We start from the raw sequence: 20,342 nt of genomic DNA, 5'->3' as shown, positions 1-20,342 counted from the left end.
CATAATATAGTTTGGTTCATATTTGCAGTCAACACCAAATGAACCAATTTGGGTTAGTTAGAGCTGCTTAAGAAAGTGATTAGAGATTCTATGGACTAAATACATGAGGATGAAACAGAGTTGAGATATAGTACGCGCGCCTGTTCAATTGTATATGAGTCATTTTATGTTGTTGTCTCTTCCTCCCATTATCACGCTTTCTTTGGCGATCATTTGTGAAGTCTTCGCCACGTCTTGGCTACCTAAAACCAACCAATTTACGTCGTTACCAGCGAGTGTAGGAGTGCTTATAGGCTATGGGTTGGCCTTCTATCTTCTATCGATTACTGTGCAAACCATGTCGTTGGGGGTTGCATACGCTGTATGGTGTGGGGCGGGTATTGTCTTGGTCGCTGCTATCTCATGGCTTGTATATGGTCAAAAGCTCGATGTTTATGCGTTAGTAGGTATTAGTTTTATTCTGACTGGGACAGCGATCATAAATATCTTCTCTTCTTCTGTCAGTCATTAATCTGTCATTTAAGCGTCGAAAAACTGCAACCTGATTGAAGTAATTTTCACTTTTATTTCAATCAGGTGAAACCATGTTACCTCCTCTCCGCGCCCTTGTGGCATTTGAAGCGGTTGCTCGTCTCGGTTCAATTGGCGCAGCGGCTCGCGAACTGTGCGTTACGCAAGCTGCGGTTAGTCAGCAGCTCAAAAGCCTGGAAGGTTTTCTCGATACCACTCTGTTTGAACGTAGCCAAAAAGGGGTCAAACTTACTTCGGCGGCGCAGCATTATCAGCCTATTGTGTCGGGGTCACTGGCCCACTTAAAACTGCAAACGCAAATCCTATTCGGTGAAAAAGAAACCGATGTTCTAAGCCTTAGAGTCAACCACACTTTGTGTCACAACTGGTTGCTGCCCCGCTTATCTGATTTTTATCACAAGTATCCGTTTATTCGGCTGGATATTCAGCTGGTGGATTGGCCGTCGACTAATCCTTGTCAGAATGTCGATATCGAGCTGACCAACGGCAAGGTCGAGAGTGAAGATACGCATTCAGAACGCCTCTTTCAGGAGCACTGGCAACTGGTATGCAGTCCGAGCTTTAAACAGACTTATCAGCAGACGCTCGCTGAACGAGATTTTTCCGAGCTACCAGCGGTGCAAGTTAAAGGGTATCAGGAGAACTGGCTGCAATGGTTGAGCCACAACCAGTTTGATATCACCTTGCCAAGGGTGCAATTAGAAATCAGCAATTCACTGCATGCACTAGAGGCGGCAAAACAAGGCGTTGGCGCGCTATTGGTCCGTTCACTGGCGGTGTCACAACAGCTCAAAAGCAAAGAGCTGGTGCTTGCCATTGACGCCTCCATGCCAGCGGAGTCAGGACACTACCTTATTACCAAGCCTAGTCGCAGCGCCAAGGTGAACTTCTTCTGCGATTGGTTACATCACCAGATAGAGATGAGTGAACAGGTCTAAAGATTTTCTAATGAGTTGCCATAAAAAATATGTAGGGCACTCAAGCAGACTTGTCATATAGCTCAACTAATTTACTCCCATATCAATTAGTACGAGGTTGCCATGAGCGCTTTCTCTCAACAGATGATACATCGAACCAAGGTGCTGTTTTTTACCGCACCGCTCTTATTGCCTTTGGTCACCTTTTGGCTAGTGCCATTTGGTTATTCGATCTACATCAGTTTCACCGACTGGGATTACATTTCTCCAGATTACGATTTTATTGGTTTAGAAAACTACCAATACATGGTCGAGGACTTTGAGTTTACTCAAGCGTTGCTCAATACGTTTTGGTTCTCACTAGGCGTTGTGGTTCCAACTGTTTTATTGGGGCTTATGTTTGCCTTGTTACTGCATAAGAACTTTGCTGGCAGCCAGTTTTATCGAGCGGTGATTTTCTCTCCGTGGATCACTCCGACGGTCGCCGTCTCTATTGTTTGGTCTTGGGTATTTGAGTCTAAAGCAGGCTTGGCCAATCAACTGCTCATGTCGGCAGGTTTTGACAGAATCGCTTGGCTAGAGCAAGGCGACACAGCGATGACGGCGGTCATCATTGTGACGATATGGCAATCAATTGGCTGGACAATGCTGTTTTATATTAGTGCGTTGAACAAAATTCCGACTTCACTTTATGAAGCGTCATTGATTGACGGATGCAGTAGCCTGACCCGCTTTATCAAAATCACTTTGCCTCTGGTGTCACCCACCACGTTCTTTTTAATTGTCGTCAATATCATTACGGCGGTACAGGCGTTCGATCAATTTCAGATCCTGACTCAGGGCGGTCCTGGCGGAGAAACACGTACTCTGCTTTACCTGTTCTATCAGCAAGCGTTTGAGCGATATGAAATGGGGCCTGCAGCAGCGACATCTTTGGTAATTTTCCTAATCACGGGGTTACTAGCACTAGTGAATACTTACATCGGTAAACGTTGGGTTTACTACTAAGGACATATTATGACGATTCAAGTAATGGACGCTAAATCTGTTCCACAGCAGCGTGCTTATGTGCAGAGCAAAACAGCTAGCTCTACAGAAAATAAGCGCGATAGTGAGACTCAGCAACGCGCATCAAGCATCAACACGCAAGCTTTGCTAGTACCAGTAAAGCACCTGTTTCTGGTGGTCTGCGGCACAATCATGGTATTCCCATTTTTATGGATGCTATCCGGTTCGCTGAAGAGCAATGATGAAATATTTTCTAGTCCGCTTAATTTAATTCCAGAGCACTTTCGCTGGGAAACCTTTGTCGATACTTTTCAAAGTGCACCGTTTGGCTTGTACATCTTCAACAGTTTTTCTGTCGCGTTATTTACGACACTGCTTGTGATTGTTAACTCCGCCATGTTTGCTTATGCGCTGACCCAGCTGAAGTTTCGCTCAAAAACAGTGCTCTATTTTGTCGTGATGGGGTGTTACATGCTGCCGGGGGCGGTGACCTATATTCCATCTTATATCACGTTGGCAAAGTTGGGCTTGTTGGACTCACATATGGGGTTGGTGGTTTCTAATGCTGCGTCTATCTTTGGTGTGTTCTACTTACGCCAAGTGTTTATCAAGATTCATCCATCCTTGATTGAAGCAGCCCGTATTGACGGCGCTGGCGAGCTAAAAATTTTGTGGGCAATTTTACTACCTCAGTGTAAAGCAGCGGTAGCAACACTGTTCTTAATCACTTTCATTACTAACTACAACAGTTACATGTGGCCGAGTCTGGTTATTACGTCTCAGGAACTAAACCTGATCGCTACTGGTATTCGTCACTACTTCATCGCCGAAGGTAACTACGGATTGAACTGGTCGCAAATTATGGCGGCGAGCACGATTGCGGTGTTGCCTTTGTTGATTCTATTCGTCATCTGTCAAAAGACGATTCTTTCAGGTATCGCCGATAACGGCGTAAAAGAGTAAACGGAAATGAAACTAAAAACTCTCGCACTAGTGTGTGCTGGCGCGGCAAGCGCTTCTATGTTCTCTGGTAGTGTACTGGCTAAAACAGAAGTGAATTTCTGGTATTCCGGCGGTACTAAACCGCAGCAAATGATGACTAAACTGATCGAAGAGTTCAATGCGAGCCAAGATGAGTACGTGATCAAACCTGCTCTGCAAGGTAACTACGCTGAAACCTATCAAAAGCTGCAAGCTGGTCTGGCTTCAAAAACTGCACCTGAGTTGGTTCTTTTAGACTCTGGTCGTGCTGAAGCTATGCATGGCAGAGGTTTGAGTCGTGATATGACGCCATACATGGATGACGAGTTTAACTTCTCCGATTTTGTTGGTGCGTTCAAAGAGCAGGTGACAGCGGAAGATGGCACTGTCATTGGTCTGCCAGCCTATGGAACCACACAGGTTTTTTATTACAACAAACAAGTGTTGGCTGACAATGGATTTACTGAGCAAGATCTAAATACATGGCAAGGTGTGGCGAAAGTCGCTGAAAAAGTGACTCAAAGAGACGCCAAAGGCAATACCACCTTCTATGGTTGGGAGCCGATGTGGGGCAAAGACAACATGATTGACGCCGCGTTTTCTAATGGTGCCAAGGTGATCAGTGATGACGGTAAGACGGTGCTGATTGACTCACCGGAGTGGGTTGAAGTGTGGGATAGCTTCCGTCAATGGATTCACGACGATCAGATCATGCGTATTCACCACGGTGGTCAAGGTTGGGAATACTGGTACAAGACGATTGATGACGTGATGAAAGGCAATGCGCTTGGCTACACGGGCTCTTCTGGCGACCAAGGCGATCTGGATTTCACTAAGCTAGCAGCAACCACACAGCCTGGCTGGGGCGCAAATCCATCGGCACCGCAGGCTGGTGCTCAAGTTTACATCATGCCTAAAGGGACGAATGAAGCAGCCGCGAAAGGTGCGTTTGAGTTCATTGAGTTTTATACCAATGCGAAAAATACCGCAGCATGGTCAATGTTTACGGGTTACATTCCTGTACGAAAGAGTGTAGAGAATGTGCCTGAGTATCAAGCGTTCACTAGCAAGAATCCACAAGCCTTGATCCCACTTAAGCAGGCGAGTTTTGCGACCAAGGACTTCTTAGATCCGACCAATGGTAAGATCATGGATGCACTAAAAGTCGCAGCAGACCAAATCCAAATTCAAAACGTGCCAGCAGAGAAAGCGCTAAAACAAGCGGCTAAGAAAGCTCAACGCGCGTTAGATAGAGCGAACCGCTCTTAACCCTTTTCTAGCCCGCTGCTTTGGTGGGCTAGCTTTTCTCAATCCTAATAGTAATCAATGGGTGAGTTGTATGACTCGATTTCAAGGTGAGCTGCCTTTTGGCAGGGTTCGTCTTAACTTCGATGTTCCGCTTGGAACCAAGACAGTGACGATAACGGGAACAACCGTAACGAAAGGCTTCTTATATGCGGCTGTTTATGATGTACAAGGTGGTTTTCGCGGCAAGTTGTTGTTTGAAAAAGCGTATAAGTCTTTGGTTGTTAGCAATGAGCAATCTGGATTTGGTGCGATAGATGGAGAGCTAGCAGCAGGAGAATGGCTGCTTGAGCTGTACAATTTAGAAGGGGAGTTTCGCACAGAGCGAGCTATGCAGTATCAGGTCGATGTGGCTTGTTCGCAGCAAAAAGAGATGGCAGATAGTGCCCTACCTCTACGTAAAGTTGTCTCTACAACGCATGAAATTGAATTTGACTACAGTGAAGTCAAATGCCCTGAGTCCCGTTGGTATCGTGGTGATCTTCATGCTCACACTCAGCTCTCTGATGGTCATAATAACCTTGAAGCAGCTACTGAGATTGTGCATGCACAAAACTTAGATTTCTTCTTTTTTACTGAACACAACATCACTCAACCTAAGCTGCCTGTTTCTAGCCAATGCCTTTTCTTACCCGGCATTGAAGTGACAACGGACCTTGGTCACTTCAATGTTCATGGTGGTGTTCAATCGCTTGACCTTAGAGATATTGAACATAAAAGTGCCGCTATTATTGAATCTGGACTAAAGCTTGCGAAACAAGGTCACAGCTCAATCAGCATTAATCATCCGATGATGAGACCATGGCATTGGCACTATGCTGATCTTGAATTGAGTCGCGTATCGACATTCGAAGTTTGCTGCGATCCAACTTGGTCTACCTCCCCCAAAGCGGCTGAACAAGCGCTCGTGGTATTGAATGAATTGTGGAGCTGTGGCCATCGTATTGCAGCAATAGGCGGCAGCGATTCGCACCTAGAGCCACATGAACGTAATCCAAAATCTGAAGAACCATCGATTTATGGTGATCCTGCTACCTTTGTATTTAGTCATGGCTTAAGCGGAGAAGGCATTCTCGCTGGCCTGCGCAATGGTCATGTCTATCTGGAGCGCCGCTGCGGGCTTGAGTTTGAAATCAATCAAGGCGAATTGATACCGGGGCAAGACTCGGCTGGGCGAGAGCTGAGCTATGTACTCAGCGTTAAAGATACAAAATACCGGTATATGGCTGAAGTGGTGGTTGATGGGCAAGTAGCATCCTGTATTGATTTGTCTCAACAGCCACAAACCCTCGAAGTGCCGAAAGGATACTCATGGTGCCGAATCGATATTCGCCGCCACATAGGCGACGAGCAACGCAACCAGTTTGAAGGTTGCATCAATGCCGTATTTGACGCCAACCAACCAATATTTAATCAACCTCTAGTTAAAACTTGGGGTGAACTAATGGAGCGATTAGAGAGTGATGAAGTTTAAAGCCCTGCTATTTGATAAAGATGGAACCTTACTTGAGTTCCACAATATGTGGCTCAACGTATCTCGCAGTGCGAGCGAGCAGGTCAAAGGGTTCAGTGATGAACACCAAGGTCATCAAAGTGTCACAGTGAATGAGTTACTCTCGGCTATCGGTGTACAAGGAGATAGGGTAGATAACCACGGCCTGTTGGCATCTAACCCCGTTGAAGATACGGCACGAGCGTGGTTTGAAATGTTGCAGCCGAATGTGTCTCTAGAGATGTTTACTCAAGTGACAAAAGCGGCATTTAATGACCAAGTCGAACAAAATCCGCACTGGGTCGAAGCCTTACCCGGTGTGGCCGATAAGCTTTTTTCATTAAAACAACAGGGCATGCTGCTTGGCATTGCAACCGCGGATACCAAAGATTCAACTCTGTACACACTTGAGCAATCAGGCTTGAGCGAGCTGTTTGATTATGTGGGTTATTCTGATGGCGATATCGAACCTAAACCCGCTCCGGCTTTATTGAATGCGTTTTGTCAGCAGTGCGATGTAAAGCCTCATGAAGTGATCATGTTTGGCGATACCGTCTCAGACATGGAATTTGGTCATAACGCGGGCGCAAGAAAAGTCGGCGTGCTTACCGGTACTGCACTGCGAAGTGAACTTGAGCCAGTTGCTGATCTGGTGATCCCATCCGTTGCCCATTTTGACGCGCAAGCATTTAACGAATTGATTTAAGGAAAGTCATGGCTGAAGTGACATTGAAAGCGGTAGAAAAAACCTACCCGAATGGTTTCAAAGCGGTACATGGTGTCGACCTAAACATCCGTGAAGGGGAGTTTATGGTCTTTGTTGGTCCATCCGGCTGCGCTAAATCGACGACATTAAGGATGATCGCTGGCTTAGAAGAGATCTCTCATGGAGACGTGTTTATCGGCGAAAAGCGCGTTAATGATCTTCCGCCAAAAGATCGTGGTATTTCGATGGTGTTTCAAAACTATGCCCTTTATCCACATATGTCGGTTTACGAGAATATGGCATTTGGACTCAAGCAGCAGAAGTTACCCAAGTTAGAGATTGAAAAGCGCATTGCTGAAGCTGCGAAAACCCTTGAAATTGAGCATTTACTGCAAAATAAACCCGGTGAAATGTCTGGTGGACAAAGACAGCGTGTTGCCTTAGGCCGCGCCATGGTGCGTAAGCCAGATGTGTTCCTATTCGATGAACCACTTTCTAACCTTGATGCTAAGTTACGTGTTTCAACGCGTGTCAGTATCGCCCAGCTACACAATGATCTTAAGGCTGAAGGTCAAAACGCGACCATGATCTACGTGACACACGATCAAGTTGAAGCGATGACGCTTGGCGATCGGATCTGCGTTTTGAATCAAGGTGAGATTATGCAAGTGGACACGCCGATGAACCTCTATCGCTACCCGGCAAATAAGTTTGTCGCTGGGTTTATTGGCTCACCTGCAATGAACATACTTAAAACACGTATCGATGAGATTGATGGTGTGATGAATGTGATAAGCCAAAATGGGACGCGTTGGCTGTTGCCGGCTGATAAGCAGTCTTTGGCTCGTCAACATCGTGGTAAATGGGTTTGGTTTGGCATTAGGCCAGAGCATATTCAACTCGCTAATCATGATGCACTCGCAAGTGATGTGAATACTCAGCGCCATACATTAAGTGTGGTTGAATCTATGGGTAATGAGCTTTACCTCTACTTCCAACTCGGTGCAGATAAAATGATTGCTCGTGTGCCGTTTGATGCGGATCGAATTGTACAAGACGGGGATTCTACTTTATTAAGTTTTGCTACATCTCAATGTCATCTGTTTGATTTAGAGACTGAGCAGGTACTTTCTGAACACCATTAATTACCCATTACAAACGTCTAACTGATAAGCCAGTGGTTTGCGCTCAAGCCACTGGCTTTTCTACATTTTGGCGACTTTATTCGATATACCATTGTTATCTCATCAGTAAAAATCGTCTCACAGTGAAATTTTTCTGCGGACTATCCTATCTTTATCAATGTAGCGTATGAAATGGGTGCGAATCATAAACTTACTAACCCAATCGTTGCTGCAGAAGATAACACTCAGTTAACACGCCAGTTGCGTGTTGTTTTTAGGTAAGGGCAGTTCGGGGCGAGTTATGACAGAGTTAGCGGCGACAATAGAAGCTTGGCTGTTTCAAGACAATGTCTCTGTGACGATGCTGTTCATAGGCATCGTTTTACTCTCTTACCTATTAGAAGACCTAGCGATAGTTACCGCAGCGACCTTAGCGGTTGAGCAGTTGATGCCGACCTCTGTTGCCCTGATGGCGATATTTGTCGGTATCAGCACTGGAGACCTTGGCCTTTACTTTATGGGTAAGGCGGCGCAAAAAGTGCGTTTTCTTCGCTATCGTTTGTTCCGTTATCAGCGAGCAAGGAGTATGCAGCGTGAGCTTCATCAGCAAGCGTTTATGACCTTGTTTATCGTGCGTTTCATTCCTGGTCTCAGAACGATTGGTTTCACATTGAGTGGTTTTCTAGATGTGCCAAAAATCAAATTCTTTATTGCAGTCTTGACGGCGACGGGCCTGTGGACAGCGCTGGTTTTTGGCTCCTTTTTCCAACTCGGCAACGCGCAGTGGCTTCAAGATAGTCAAGTGAGCTGGCTACTTATTCCACTGGGCCTGTGCCTGATGTTGCTGCTAAACAAACTGATTACTAAAACACTTTTAAGGGATGCGTATGACACAGCTCGCTAACGTTGAAATGATTCCACAGGGAATGGTCAATGCGGGTATGCCCGTACTCCAAGAGCCTAAACGAGTAATTTCTCCGTTTGAATTCTTGCCTGCTTGGTTTTTCTACACACCCGTTGTGCTGCAAAGTGCGGCGTTGAGTGTCGTCCATCGAGATTGGGCACTGCCATTGATCGCCAATCCAGCCATCAAATTGAGTGGCATGGTCGGGGAGTCAAAGCACGACATTTTCACTTCTGCGGGTAAACAAACCAAAGAATGGATTCTACCATTTATCACTTTGACTAAAACTGAGCAACGTACTCAAGACTTACTCAGTGATGCTAAAAGCCAGCTTGAGAAAGCAGAGCTGACGTACCCGTTAGTGGCAAAGCCTGATCTGGGTTGCCGTGGGGTTGGAGTGAAACTTATTCATTCGGATGAGCAACTGCAAAATTATATTGAAACCTTTCCTGTCTCTGGTCGCTTCTTACTGCAAGAGAAGTCGCAATACAGTGCCGAAGCTGGCGTGTTCTACGTCCGGCAGCCTGGAGAGTCGCGCGGGAAAATCATCTCTATTACTTTGAAGTATTCCCCAAGGGTGATTGGGGATGGTCATTCTACTCTGAAAGAGCTAATCGAAAAGTGTCCAAGAGCAGGCAAACTTCAGCATCTTTATCTTCCTCGTCATAGTGAACATCTCGATTTGGTGGTTGCAGATAAGGACGAGTTTCAGTTGGCATTTGCAGGTAGCCATTCTCGCGGTGCTATTTTTCGCGACGGTAACCATTTCATCACACAAGCGCTGGAAGAAAAGTTAGATCAGATTCTCGGCGATTTTGAAGGCTTCCACTATGGTCGTCTCGATATCAAGTTCCAAGACATTCAAACCCTAATGAATGGTGAGTGTTTCGATATCTTGGAAATCAATGGGGCGAGCAGCGAAGCCGCGCATATTTGGGATAGCGATACACCGCTGAGCGATATCTTTACTACGCTTTTAAAACAGTATCGTTTGCTTTACCAGATTGGCTCTAAGCATAAAAAACAAGGCCACAAAACCCCGACATTGGGTGCATTGCTTCAAGCTTGGCGGGAAGAGAAACTCTTAACTCAGCTTTATCCAATGACCGATTAACCGTCGCGCTTAGGAAGAAAAACATGAAAAATGTAATGACACGCTTAGCGACAAATGCTCAGACGCGCCCTTCCCAAGCTGTGGTGGGATGCATTGAAACACTCAATCAAGGTTACGAGTTTTTAGAAACGCTCAGCCAGGAAGATTATGTCTTTATTGCTCAACCGCATGTGAGTAGTTCGATAGGTGAGCACTTTCGTCACTGGCTTGATTTGTTTCACGCTATCAAGCTTGATCCGCTCAAAATCGACTACAACGTTCGCCGCCGCGGGCACGCGGTAGAAAGAAGCTTAGACGTCGCCAAGCAGGAAATCAGAGAGCTGGTCGAGTGGCTGTTTGAATTACCGTCCAATGAACTTCACCAAGCCGTCAGCGTTGAAACGGAAGTCATGTTGTCGCAAACCCATGTCGAGGAAGTCTCTTCAACATTCGTTCGTGAGCTGACGTTCGCTGCGCTACATGCTACCCATCATTTTGCGATGGCTAAAGTCGTTGCCTCTTTGCGTGGTGTCGACTCTGACAGCCATTTTGGCGTCGCGCCCACAACGGCAACTTACCAGAGGGCTCAATAGGTATGTGTACATTATCTTGGGTTTATCATGGCAATAATCACTATGAAGTTTACTTTAATCGAGATGAGCAACGTTCTCGCCTACCTGCACTTGAACCTCAAAGTGTTTTGATTGACGGTGTTCATTGTCTGATGCCGATTGATCCTGTTGGTGGTGGCAGTTGGATTTCAACCAATGAACATGGCGTTACCGTCTGTCTGCTCAACTTTTATCAAGGCATGACGCCAAATGGAGAGTTAACCAGTCGAGGTCTTATCATAAAACGTCTAGCGAGCAGTTGTTCGAGCCAGACTGTCGATAGCCGCCTGTTGGATATGGATTTAAGCTCGTTTGCCCCTTTTACCGTCGTCTCTTTTGACACCAGACGCACCGCCAATGAAACCGTACTTTGGACTTGGGATGGCGAGCTACTTAGGCGTTCTCATGCTTTTGCCCCGATTGTGTCTGCAGCGATGCACTTTGAAGAGGCGCGTCAGTATCGTCTCAAACTGTTTAATGAGTTGATCACTACCATGCCTGATCAAGAAGTGGGTCGCCTGTTCCATCAAACCTATGACGCAAACTATCCGCATCTTTCACCATTAATGGAAAGAAATGATGCGCGCACTGTAAGTTTTACCTCGGTTGTCGTGTCTTCTTCTAAACAAGAAATGAATTACCAATCTATAGACAATCATCGCAATGTTGATTTTCGCACTAGCCTAAGTTGCCTTAAAAACGACATTGTCGAACAAGGAGTTTTCAAATGAAAAAGTTATTCGCCCTGCTGATCATGTTATTCAGTTTTCCTACCTTTGCTGCGGATGAGATTTATACCGGAATCTTTAGCAACAAAGCCGTTAGTGGCTATGACACCGTGGCCTACTTCACTCAAGGTAAGCCAGTGAAAGGAGATAGTAAATGGCAAACCGAATATAAAGGCGCTGACTGGTATTTCTCTTCACAAGAAAATCTCGACAAATTCAAAGCAGACCCAGATGCATACGCACCGCAATATGGTGGTTACTGTGCATGGGCGATTTCAGCCAAGAATGACTTTGCTTCATCCGATCCGAAGCAGTGGGCAATCGTTGATGGCAAGCTTTACCTTAACTATGACGCAGAAGTCAAAAGTTGGTGGGACGACGACCGCGCGGGTCACATCTCTATGGCTGATAAAAACTGGCCGACATTAATCCAATAACAATAATAAGGAACAAACCCATGAAATTTGCGCCACTAAAGCATATACCCTCTGCCTTTATCGCCTTTGTGTTTATTCAATCGCTATTTTTTAAGTTTTCTGGCTCTTACGAAACCGAGCATATTTTCGGCACTTTAGGTGAGTGGTCAGGAATTGAATGGTTTGGGGTTTATGGCGGTTACATGATTGGCTTTGCAGAGCTCATCGCTTCTATCTTGCTGTTCACTCGATTACATGGTGTTGGAGCTGCTATGAGCGCGGGCATTATGACCGGTGCGATCTTCTTCCATCTGTTTACTCCGTTAGGTGTGGTTATGCCAGAGTTTAATGCGATGGGCGAAGTGGTGGGCAGTGACGGAGGTTTACTGTTTGGTATGGCGTGTATCGTGTGGAGTTGCGGTGTCTTCTTGTTTATTCGCGACGTTAAAACACAAGGTACATTCACTCACAGCCTTTTAGCGAAAGGAGCTTAGTATGATTGATAGTCCTTTTCGATTACCGCGTAAAACACCATTTGGTATTGGAGAGTCCGTCTTAGAATGGGCGACAGGGCTTGCTACGCTTGACTCGTTGTACAAACAAGATGTTCTACCAGAAGACAGTTTTGAGTTTATGCATGAAGCGTTGGCTCGAATTGGTACCCAGTACCAGGTTGATCATGGCAGCCTTGAGAACATCCCTGCGGAAGGCTCGGTTTTAATCGTTGCCAATCACCCGTTTGGTGGTATCGAAGGGATTATTCTCGCTTCTTTGATTTCTAAAGTACGCAAAGATGTCAAAGTGCTGGCGAATGAGCTGCTCAAGCGCATACCAGAGCTTGATGAGTTGTTTATCGGAGTTGATGTGTTTGGTGGTGAAAAAGCCAAGCGAACCAATCGACAAGCGATTAAAGAGGCCAATCATCACTTAAAAGAAGGTGGAGTTCTGATTATTTTTCCTGCTGGTGAAGTCTCCTCGTGGCAAGCCAGTGAGAATAAGATCACCGATAAAGCGTGGAGTAAGTCAGTTGCTAAGTTTGTTAAGCATGCCGAGGCGACCACCGTTTCGCTGTTCATCAATGGAATGAACAGCAAACTGTTTTATCAAGCAGGGCGAATTCATCCATTACTCAGGACGGCGATGTTAGGTCGAGAGCTACTCAACAAATCGGGAGAGACCATCTCGGTCTCAGTGGGTAATCCTATTCCTTACAGTGAGATTAAAGACTTCGATAACGAAGAGGATATTACTCAGTACTTTCGATTAAATACCTATCTGATGGGGAGTATGGGCAACGAGCAAGCGCCAACCCTACAGGATGAGAATGCTGAAGCTATCATTGCTCCTGTGTCTGTAGAGACATTGGAAAGCGAATTGCTCGCACTCGAGTCTTATAAGCTGCTAGAGCAGGGGGATTTCGAGGTTTTCTGCGCGCCAACTCCAAGCATGCCAAGCATGATGCGCGAGATTGGCCGAGTTCGGGAAGAGAGCTTTAGGGAAGTGGGCGAAGGCAGTGGACGCAGTTGTGATATCGACCAGTTTGACCAGCATTATTATCAGCTCTTTGTCTGGAATAAGGCTAACCGCGATTTAGTCGGCGCTTACCGTTTGGGCTTGGTTGATGAGTTGCTTGCCAAAGGTGGCATTGATGCTCTCTACTCGACGAGCTTGTTTAAATACGATGAGGCTTTCGTTGATAGCTTAGGTCAGTCTATAGAGTTAGGACGTTCAGTGGTCGCAAAGCAGTATCAAAGGAACATGCACTCTTTACTTCTGCTGTGGAAAGGCATTGCTAGCTTTGTTCAACGCAACCCTAAGTACACCCACTTGTTTGGCCCAGTCAGTATCAGCAATGACTACAGCCCAGTCGCACGCCAGTTAATTGCATCAGTGATGTCCGTTCACTATTACGATGATGAAAAAGCTAAGCTAGTCGCACCGACAACGCCACTAGAAAAAAGTGGTCAGGAATTCTGGCGCCCAGATATGCTTAGTTCTTTGTCCAAGTTACCTCTGTTGTCTAAAGTGTTAAGTCGTTTAGAGCAGGGGATGGGGTTGCCTGTTTTGCTCAGGCAGTATTTAGGTATGAATGGCAAACTGGTCTGCTTTAATGTTGACCCTGCATTCAATTTTGCCCTAGATGGTTTGATCGTGGTTGATTTGACCACAGTCCCTGCGCGAACCTTAGGTAAATACATGGGCAAAGAGCAGGCTCAGGCTTATTTGGATTCTCATTTGTCCTCATAAACCACTTGATTACGCCCTTGTTTTTTAGCGCGATAGAGATACTTATCCGCATTCGCAAGGGCTTTTGAAAAGCTTCCTCCTTGCCAAACGCTAACACCGATACTTATCGTAAGCGGTTGATGTGAAGAAGGCTCTGGAAGAGAGTCACCCAAGAAGACTTCAATCGATTTTCGAATTCTCTCGGCAATTTGTATCCCTTTCTCAAGTTTTGTCTCAGGAAGTATCACGGTAAATTCTTCCCCTCCCATTCGACCAAAAATATCACTATGACGAATATCTTGTTTGATTAACGCAGTTACGTTGCGCAGTACATTATCTCCGACTGCATGGCCAAACTGGTCATTAACCATTTTAAAGTGATCTAAATCGAGCATAAAAACGATGGTTGTATGGTGATGAAGTGCCTCTATATCTCTGACTGCATCCATCAGTGCCCTTCGGTTAAAGATCCCTGTCAGAGGGTCATATTGAGCAAGTTTGGTTAACTGCTGCTCTTTGTGGCGAATGGTTTGGGTCATCTTCTCAAAGGCGTTGAGCAGTTCGCCGATTTCATCTTTTCGCGTGGTTCGCTCTATTTTGGGGTTCCCGCCTGTAGAAAGAAGGCGTATTTGCTTACGTAAGGTAATGATTGGTTTAGCCACATACCGGGAAACAAACAGAAATAGCAGCAAGAAGAGCGTGATTGAAACAGCGATATAGATGTCGACCTCTTTTCTTATCGTTTGACTGACTCGATTGATTTCGTCTTGGTCGACAAAAAGCACCACACTAATGCCTGTCTTATGTGAATGACTCGTGTCTAATAACAGTGAGGAGGCAATACTGGGATTAATATCAACAGTTTGATTGGTCAGAATGCCACCAAGATCTTCTCTCATTACAGGCGCAGTATTTTGGTTGAGTTTGTACTCTGTGAGCTTGTTTTGTTCTAGATACCGGTAGCCAGTGATGATGTGTTGATCTTTATTGCGAATTAGAGCGACATCTACCGCATGCAGTCCTTGTTTTAGAAAATTCTGTTTTACGGCAAACAGCTGATCTTCCAATATCGTTCGATCAAGAACAACGGTATAAAAGCCGACGAGGTTGTGTTGGCAATCCAAGAGAGGGCGAGAGAAAAAATAAGTAGAGGTATCGTAAATCAAGTCAAGTTTGGCAACGGTCGCATCATCAACCATGGTCACTACCGCTTTTGGTAAGTGCTTCATCTGGCGGAGCTTAATCAGTTCTCGGGTTAATTTTCGGCTTGAAAAAGAGTTTTCTTCCCCCCTATTTTTGAGTTCTGAAAGCGCTGTCACCAGTTGTTTTAGCTGCTTTTCACGTTTTGGCGCAGCTAACTTCCAATCTGCAGCAGATCGCATCAGTAGTGATAAATGATGACTGTCGAGTAACGACGCGCCATTTAAGTTCTTGCGTAGTACATAGCGATTGCTAGGGTTGGCAGAAAGAGTGAATTGATTGGTGTGGCCGTTGATATCTGAAACAAAAAGTGCAGAGAAACCAGCAGAATAGCTCAGCGCACTGGCGACAGAAATAGGTGAAGTAGAAACTTCAATCTGATGGCATTGCTGGAGTTGAGCGCTTATATCATCAAATTCGCCAAATCGTCTTTCAGCGAAATAGCCAATATCGACAGCGACTTGGGCTGTTGCCAGTCGACTGGTTTGGTTGATGTGCTCTAGCATCAGGTTTTTGCGAGCAACGAAGTAGCCGTGACCAAACAGGAATATGCAGGCTATTAAAGGGACAAACAGTAAAAAGATCTTATATCTCAGTCGGCTCATTGCACTCCTACTCGTTGATCCGGTGGAGAGATAACGCCAAACTGCTTGACTACTTTTAGCGTGCCTTGTTGGTATTGTCCAAGATACATGGGTAAGTCAAAATGATTGTCTTCTCGAAGATGTATTTTTTCTGCACCTGAATAGCGAGTCAGACCATGTAAGTTATTCATGACTTGCTGATGGGTTGCAAGATCAGATTTTTCTATTGCCGCCTTGAGTAGGTAGACTAAGTCGTAGTGGGCTTTGGATGAGTATGTGATTATCTCATCTTCGCCATGAAAGTGCCGATACTGCTTAGTGAATTGATTGGTGAAATCAGTTTGCAGGTCACTGAAAAAGTGCAGGGGTGTATAGATACCTTCTAATAGCTCTGCATCTACAGCGTCGAGATAAGTTTCGTCTGCGGCGAAAGCCACGACTTCTATCGGTCGGCTAAAAGTGTAGCGGCGAAACTGCTTAATAAACTCGAAACCATCTGTGCCAGGTAAAATAAGCATTAATACATCACTTTCAGACGCCTCTAGCCTCTCTAGCACTGGGCGGTAGTCTGTGACATCAAATGCAGTGAATTCTACAGCCGTTACCTCGCCTTTATTGCTGTCGACAGCTTGTTTGATGCGCTGTGACATTTTATGGGGCCAGATATAGTCATAACCAAAGATAAAGTACTTTCGTTGATTCTTAGCGATGAAATAGGGAATAACAGGATCGATGTAATGTTCTGGAATCGTGCTATAGCAAATTAGGTAGTTGTCATGGTGTCCCCCCTCGTAATCGATACCGTAAAGCATGGGGATTTGGTATTTGCTGGCAATTTCACTCATCGCATATCGCGATGAGCTGCTTATGGGACCGAGCAAAGCATGGACGTTGTGTTGTTGAATTAGCTCACGAGTGTAGGCAACGGTTTTCGCCGGATCGGTCTGATTATCTCGGACAATCAGTTCTATCTGACGGTTATTGACGCCTCCTCTTGCATTGATTTGCTCTACTGCGAGCTGAGCCCCTTTCAGCGCTTTATCTCCATAGCCACTGAAAGTTCCGGTAAGGGGTAACACCACACCAACTTTGATTGGAGTGATGGGCTCGGTGCAGCCGAGTAAGGAAAAGAGCCCAACTATCGCGAATACTCTGATGAAATGCGGCATGTATTACTGTCCTTAGTAAATGATTGAACATGCGTACTGGCTTTATCCTTAATAATAATACAGTTATAGCGATTAGAGAGTAAAAAGGCGGCTTTAACTCCAATATCGGTGCAGTGCTCTAAAGTGCCGAGAGTTTGAAGTGACTCGAAAGAGTGGACTGGCTCTTTAGTCAGGCGACAAAAATCTTGGAAAGCAGGCGAAAGTCTAATAATTCATCACGTCAATCTAACCTATCACTTCGATTCATCCTGCTAGCTTTGATGGACAAACAAAGGGATTACTCTTTGTTTGAGCAGTCAGTTAGCGAATAAAAAGGATGAAAAATGAAGATTAATCTAACCCTACCTCTAATGAGTTTAAGTGCATTAGCCGCATTGAACTCGATGAATGTGAGTGCTCATGGCTGGGCGGAGTTCCCTAGCGCGCGCCAAAATACATGTTATGAAGATGGCGGTTTTTGGACTGATGAAATACCCAATCAAGCGTGTCAGGCCGCTTATGATCAATCGGGGGCTTATCCCTTTGTGCAGCGCAGTGAAGTGGCCGCGAATGTGGCTAACTATCGAGACATGGCTCATGTCAAAGTCATAGTGCCTGACGGTGAGCTGTGTTCTGCTGGCGATTCGGCCAAGAAAGGGCTTAATGCTGTGTCTCCGCATTGGCAGCGTACTAACGTTGCATTAGATGCCAACAATCAAATAGATTTTGTATTCTACGGCCAAGCACCGCACAACCCTTCTTATTGGGAGTTCTACTTAACCAAGCCAAGTTATGACCCTTCACTACCTTTAACTTGGGATGATCTTGAGTTAATTGATACCGCAGGCGATATTGCAGTCGATGCGCAAAAGCGATACCGAATGAAAGTCACTTTCCCGGCAGAACGCTCTGGCGACGCGATCCTATACACTCGATGGCAACGTATCGATGTGGCAGGTGAGGGCTTTTACAACTGTAGTGATATTACCTTGCGAGGCAGCGGAACCAATCCGCCAACCGATCCTACTGACCCAACGGATCCGAATAACAATCTGACAGCATTGGGTTACTTTGTGCCACAAGGGTTTGGTCCGGTAGAATCTGGCGACACGATCAGATTCCGTACATTTGATGCCACTGGGGCAGAAATTGTCGATGTGTCTTTAGCCATTAGTGCCAACAATACCACAACGTGGGCGGCTGAAATTGCAGATCAGTTTAACTCTCAGCAAACGGGTGATTGGTATGTGGGGATTTGGCATGCAGAAATGAACCACTATATGTTTGATACCAATAATATCTACGCCAACCAAGTCTTAGCGCCCAACAATACTTTCAGTTATGCCCTTTCGCTCATCAAAGCAGATACACCTCCTGTCGAACCTACAAACCTTTGGGATAGAGATAAGGTCTACGACACGGGAGATGTTGTGACTCATAATGGTAGAGAGTGGACAGCGCAATGGTGGACAAAAGGTGAAGAGCCAGGAACCACTGGAGAGTGGGGCGTATGGCGATAATTTACATTGTAAATCTATACTAGGCACACGAAGAAGTGGCGACCAATCGGTCGTCACTTCTTCGTTATGACTGTGATGTAGGCTACGTGGAGCTGTTTCTCGTCTTGCCTTAAATAACATATTGTTTACACTGATTTCGATGTGAACGTATAAGGGTATCGAATGAGTCGTATTAGGCAGAAAAATCAGCAGCTAATTATTGAAGTAGCCAGTGAACAGTTTGCTACCCACGGTTATGCGGCGACAAAAATTGTCGATATTGCTAAAGCGGCTGATATTCCTAAGGCGAACGTTTTTTATTACTTCAGCTCCAAAGATAAGCTCTATTACGCGGTACTAAAGACCGTAACCCAGCCATTGCTTGAAGCATCACGACCGATTGAAGAACTGACAGACCCAGTTCAAGCCTTAACCGAGTATATCGAAGCGAAACTTCGTATTTCACGCGACCATCCTTATGCATCAAAGGTATTCGCCAATGAAGTAATGTCAGGGGCAAAAGCACTACCAGAAGATATTGGTCAAGAGCTGTTTAAGCAGTCACAAATGATCATCGATAAATTTTCAACCTGGTCACAGCAGGGGTTGATGGATGATGTTCCGGCGCACCACCTGATGTTTACCATCTGGGCCGCCACCCAAACCTATGCAGACTTTGGCTGGCAAATCTGCAATGTCATGAAAAAAGAGCAGCTAGATAACGACGATTATCATCAAGCCGCTCAGTTCATCACTCAGCTTATTATCAACGGCTGCGGCGTTAAAACTAACAGTTGAACGGTTAAGCGAAACGTCCCCACACTGTTAAAGGTGTTAAAATCTCAAAGCCAAGTGGTTCAAGTCGCTGTACTTCTTGTTCATCTCCATAGCCGACAATATCTTGATTAGGGTAAAGCATTTGCAAATGCCCAATAAGAGCGGAGAATAACCACGGCTCGCCCCATAAATTGTAGATGCCGAGCGTGTGTGTATCGTTGAAACTCGTAATACCCGCGACTTGCCCATTTGACTCAGCAGTGAAGAACCTGATGGCCTCAGAATCTAGCACGCTGCTAGGGTAAATAGGCGTATAGTTTTCTTCGCCACGCCAGCGAGTTTCCCATTCAGCCAACCCTTCAGCGCTCGTCGCTTCTGAGATTAGGACACCATCGAGTTGTCGAAGCGGTGGTTGAGCTTTCTTAATATACCAATTCGCATCAAATAATTTAGTGAACCCTAATGGGGCGAGGCTTAACGCGGCAAAGCAATCTTTTACAAAATAGCTGCTTTGTACGGGAATGACTTCTTCCAATAGCCCTTGTGTAGAGGACGTATTGAGTGTGACTAGATTGGGGAAAAAGGTTGGCATTGGGTCTTTCGAACACCAGTAATTCGCTTCAAGTTTTGTTTCCACTTGGTGTATTTCTGCTACACGCTGGCACCAGTTTTGATTATTGGTTATGGCTCTAAGAGTGGTTTGTTCCATTCTGTTTTTCACGATATTCCCTGTAATTGTTGATAACCCTAGTGGTTAGCGGTACTTGTTTTGGTGTTTAGATTTGGCTGATTTTTCATTACCACGTTTATAGTTACCCGTTTCTCTCGCCATCAGCTGTTGCTGTTGTTGATGGTTCATTTCAGCAGCCCGCGCTGTAAAGTGAATTGCACTTTTTCCTCGCAGTGTCGTCACCAAGCTCCCATCACGGTAGATCTGAACGCAGTTCTCTGTTGAGTGGTAGGTAAAGCCTAGATGTGTTTCCATACTGATTAATCCCTAATTTCTATAAAATCCAATCAATCATTATTGTCTAATATATTGATTACAAAGAGTTTTCAACACAAAGGGCGGTAAGGGTAAGTGTTGAATAT

General features: G+C 45.4%; 21 protein-coding genes. 17 read left to right on the top strand and 4 right to left on the bottom strand.

Annotated elements, in window-relative coordinates; translation table 11 throughout:
• Positions 1-166 precede the first annotated feature (166 nt).
• The 15 genes from AC6R00_RS07380 to AC6R00_RS07310 all read left to right on the top strand — a co-directional run bounded on the left by AC6R00_RS07380 (position 167) and on the right by AC6R00_RS07310 (position 14,063).
• Positions 167-511 (top strand): DMT family transporter, encoded by a 345-nt coding sequence (locus AC6R00_RS07380; RefSeq protein WP_500639874.1) that lies wholly within the window; start codon positions 167-169, stop codon positions 509-511.
• 73 nt (positions 512-584) lie between these two features.
• Positions 585-1,469 (top strand): LysR substrate-binding domain-containing protein, encoded by an 885-nt coding sequence (locus tag AC6R00_RS07375; RefSeq protein ID WP_367937449.1) that lies wholly within the window; start codon positions 585-587, stop codon positions 1,467-1,469.
• A 102-nt stretch (positions 1,470-1,571) separates the two neighbouring features.
• Positions 1,572-2,456, top strand: coding sequence for a carbohydrate ABC transporter permease (locus AC6R00_RS07370; protein WP_500639873.1), 885 nt, complete (start codon positions 1,572-1,574; stop codon positions 2,454-2,456).
• Between the two features lie 9 nt (positions 2,457-2,465).
• Positions 2,466-3,419, top strand: coding sequence for a carbohydrate ABC transporter permease (locus AC6R00_RS07365; protein ID WP_500639872.1), 954 nt, complete (start codon positions 2,466-2,468; stop codon positions 3,417-3,419).
• A gap of 6 nt (positions 3,420-3,425) precedes the next feature.
• On the top strand, positions 3,426-4,706 hold the full coding sequence (locus tag AC6R00_RS07360) for an extracellular solute-binding protein (protein WP_500639871.1): 1,281 nt from the start codon (positions 3,426-3,428) through the stop codon (positions 4,704-4,706).
• Positions 4,707-4,776: 70 nt separating this feature from the next.
• A complete protein-coding gene (locus tag AC6R00_RS07355) occupies positions 4,777-6,216 on the top strand; it encodes a CehA/McbA family metallohydrolase (RefSeq protein WP_500639870.1) in 1,440 nt (479 codons plus the stop codon).
• Positions 6,206-6,940 (top strand): HAD family hydrolase, encoded by a 735-nt coding sequence (locus AC6R00_RS07350; RefSeq protein WP_500640176.1) that lies wholly within the window; start codon positions 6,206-6,208, stop codon positions 6,938-6,940. Before AC6R00_RS07355 ends, AC6R00_RS07350 begins: the two co-directional genes overlap by 11 nt.
• A gap of 8 nt (positions 6,941-6,948) precedes the next feature.
• Positions 6,949-8,085, top strand: coding sequence for an ABC transporter ATP-binding protein (locus AC6R00_RS07345; RefSeq protein WP_500639869.1), 1,137 nt, complete (start codon positions 6,949-6,951; stop codon positions 8,083-8,085).
• A gap of 280 nt (positions 8,086-8,365) precedes the next feature.
• Complete coding sequence (locus AC6R00_RS07340; RefSeq protein ID WP_500639868.1) at positions 8,366-8,968, top strand: DedA family protein; 603 nt, start codon at positions 8,366-8,368, stop codon at positions 8,966-8,968.
• On the top strand, positions 8,952-10,082 hold the full coding sequence (locus tag AC6R00_RS07335) for a D-alanine--D-alanine ligase (RefSeq protein ID WP_500639867.1): 1,131 nt from the start codon (positions 8,952-8,954) through the stop codon (positions 10,080-10,082). The genes AC6R00_RS07340 and AC6R00_RS07335 overlap by 17 nt, the downstream gene beginning before the upstream one ends.
• Positions 10,083-10,117: 35 nt before the next feature.
• Positions 10,118-10,654 carry a protein kinase family protein gene (locus tag AC6R00_RS07330; RefSeq protein WP_171381186.1) on the top strand — a complete coding sequence of 179 codons (537 nt, stop codon included), beginning with the start codon at positions 10,118-10,120 and terminating at the stop codon, positions 10,652-10,654.
• A gap of 2 nt (positions 10,655-10,656) precedes the next feature.
• Complete coding sequence (locus AC6R00_RS07325; protein ID WP_500639866.1) at positions 10,657-11,403, top strand: NRDE family protein; 747 nt, start codon at positions 10,657-10,659, stop codon at positions 11,401-11,403.
• The gene (locus AC6R00_RS07320) at positions 11,400-11,837 is read left to right on the top strand and encodes a YHS domain-containing (seleno)protein (protein ID WP_500639865.1); all 438 of its coding nucleotides are present in this window, start codon (positions 11,400-11,402) and stop codon (positions 11,835-11,837) included. Before AC6R00_RS07325 ends, AC6R00_RS07320 begins: the two co-directional genes overlap by 4 nt.
• 20 nt (positions 11,838-11,857) lie before the next feature.
• Complete coding sequence (locus AC6R00_RS07315) at positions 11,858-12,310, top strand: hypothetical protein (RefSeq protein WP_069668778.1); 453 nt, start codon at positions 11,858-11,860, stop codon at positions 12,308-12,310.
• A gap of 1 nt (position 12,311) precedes the next feature.
• Positions 12,312-14,063: a bifunctional lysophospholipid acyltransferase family protein/GNAT family N-acetyltransferase gene (locus tag AC6R00_RS07310; RefSeq protein WP_500639864.1), complete on the top strand. Its 1,752-nt coding sequence runs from the start codon at positions 12,312-12,314 to the stop codon at positions 14,061-14,063.
• Here the strand turns inward: AC6R00_RS07310 and AC6R00_RS07305 are convergent.
• Positions 14,048-15,847, bottom strand: coding sequence for a diguanylate cyclase (locus AC6R00_RS07305; RefSeq protein WP_500639863.1), 1,800 nt, complete (start codon positions 15,845-15,847; stop codon positions 14,048-14,050). The two genes, AC6R00_RS07310 and AC6R00_RS07305, sit on opposite strands and share 16 nt — an antisense overlap.
• Positions 15,844-16,995: a substrate-binding protein gene (locus tag AC6R00_RS07300; protein ID WP_500639862.1), complete on the bottom strand. Its 1,152-nt coding sequence runs from the start codon at positions 16,993-16,995 to the stop codon at positions 15,844-15,846. The genes AC6R00_RS07305 and AC6R00_RS07300 overlap by 4 nt, the downstream gene beginning before the upstream one ends.
• Before the next feature lie 323 nt (positions 16,996-17,318).
• Here AC6R00_RS07300 and AC6R00_RS07295 point away from each other — a divergent pair, with 323 nt between their 5' ends.
• The gene (locus AC6R00_RS07295; protein ID WP_500639861.1) at positions 17,319-18,494 is read left to right on the top strand and encodes a lytic polysaccharide monooxygenase; all 1,176 of its coding nucleotides are present in this window, start codon (positions 17,319-17,321) and stop codon (positions 18,492-18,494) included.
• A gap of 162 nt (positions 18,495-18,656) precedes the next feature.
• Complete coding sequence (locus tag AC6R00_RS07290) at positions 18,657-19,271, top strand: TetR/AcrR family transcriptional regulator (protein WP_171320401.1); 615 nt, start codon at positions 18,657-18,659, stop codon at positions 19,269-19,271.
• A 4-nt stretch (positions 19,272-19,275) separates the two neighbouring features.
• On the opposite strand, the gene AC6R00_RS07285 is transcribed toward AC6R00_RS07290, so the two are convergent.
• On the bottom strand, positions 19,276-19,971 hold the full coding sequence (locus AC6R00_RS07285) for a hypothetical protein (RefSeq protein ID WP_500639860.1): 696 nt from the start codon (positions 19,969-19,971) through the stop codon (positions 19,276-19,278).
• Positions 19,972-20,004: 33 nt separating this feature from the next.
• Positions 20,005-20,235 (bottom strand): hypothetical protein, encoded by a 231-nt coding sequence (locus tag AC6R00_RS07280; RefSeq protein WP_500639859.1) that lies wholly within the window; start codon positions 20,233-20,235, stop codon positions 20,005-20,007.
• Positions 20,236-20,342: the final 107 nt, after the last annotated feature.

The organism is Vibrio sp. R10-SF1-ISO8 (genome assembly GCF_059833805.1).
The sequence above is the reverse complement of the archived record's forward strand: the minus strand, read 5'-3'. Positions and strand labels throughout refer to the sequence as shown.